The organism is Methyloceanibacter sp., assembly GCF_058506495.1.
Map to the genome: position 1 here is coordinate 1 of NZ_JBZMXT010000190.1, position 1586 is coordinate 1586.

Annotated in this window: 1 protein-coding gene; it reads left to right on the forward strand. The window is 61.5% G+C overall.

Annotated elements, in window-relative coordinates; genetic code table 11:
* Nucleotides 1-42: 42 nt before the first annotated feature.
* A partial coding sequence (locus AC33YF_RS13905) for a bifunctional aldolase/short-chain dehydrogenase (RefSeq protein WP_491777809.1) occupies nt 43-1586 on the forward strand: 1544 nt, incomplete at its 3' end.

Sequence of the window (1586 nt, forward strand, 5' to 3'; positions counted from 1 at the left end):
CGCGTCTTGCCGGGGTCGCGGAAACTTGCCACAACCCGCGCCATGAAGAGCCGATGGAATGACGATGATGCGAAGCGCGCAGTCGAGGCCTATGGCGCCGAGGGCGTCAATGAGGACATCGCGCTTAGAGTCTACACCACAAGGCTGATCGGCCGGGATCCGCTGCTCGTTCTGCATGGCGGGGGCAACACGTCCGTGAAGACACGCGCCGTCGATGACCTTGGCCAAGAGCACGACGTGATCGCGGTCAAGGGCTCCGGCGCCGATATGGCGGAAATCGAACCGTGGGGCCTTCCCGAAGTGAAGCTTGGCCCTCTGCGGGAAATGAGAGCGCTCGCCGCTCTTTCCGACGAAGCCATGGTCAACACGCAGCGCCTCAATCTCTTGAACGCCGCTGCGCCCAACCCCTCCGTGGAAACGCTTCTTCATGCGTTTCTGCCGCACAAATTCGTAGACCACGCCCATGCAGCGGCGGTGCTTTCGCTGGTTGATCAGCCCGACGGCACGGATTTGGCCCGCGAGGTCTATAACGGCCGCATGGGCTTTGTCCCTTACATTGCGCCGGGTTTCGATCTCGCAAAGGCAGCCGCCGATGTCTTCGATGAAAAACCCGACGTAGAGGGGCTGATCCTTCATAAGCACGGGATCTTCACATTCGGCGACACGGCGCAGGATGCATATGAGCGCATGATAGAGATGGTCTCGCTCGCCGAGGCCCGTCTGCGCCAAGGCCGTCCAGTTGTTTTCCAGACGGCGCATGTTCCGGCTGAACCAGCGTCCGCCGCGGATATCGCTCCGATCTTGCGCGGCGCCTGCGCGATACACCATCCCGGGCAGGACCCGACGCGCTTTATCGCGGAGTTCCGGTCAAGCCCCGCAATCCTCGACTATGTGAATGGCGCGGACCTCGCATCGTACAGCCAGCGAGGCGTTGTGACGCCCGATCACATCATTCGGACAAAGAACAAGCCTCTTGTGGTCTCAGCCCCGGACAACGGAGATCTTGCTGCATTTGCTCGATCCGTTCAGGCTGCTGTCGAAACATATGTGGCCGAATACGACATATATTTTTCGCGGGAGAACGAGGCTGTCGGTGGGACGAAGACGAAGCTCGATCCCATGCCGCGCGTCATTCTGGTGCCTGGCGTTGGCCTATTCGGTCTCGGTCGATCAGCAAAAGACGCCACGATCGCCAGCGATCTCGCCGAAAATACGGTCCGCGTCATAACGGATGCGGAGGCAATCGGCCGGTATGAGCCCTTACCGGAGAGCGATCTGTTTGCCCTCGAATATTGGAGCCTGGAGCAGGCGAAGCTCGCGAAACAGGTTGTCAAACCGCTGACGGGCCAGGTCGCCGTGATCACCGGCGCAGGCGCCATCGGTTCGGCCGTTGCCAAGGCGCTGGCGGGCGACGGGGCTGCGGTTGCCGTCCTCGATGTTGACGGCGATGCAGCCGAGGAAGCCGCGCGTGCCGTCAAGGGGATCGGCATTGCCTGCGATGTAACCAACCCAAGCGATGTGGCCAACGCCTTCGCAGCGGTCTGTGAGCGCTTTGGCGGCGTCGACATCTTGGTGTCGAATGCGGG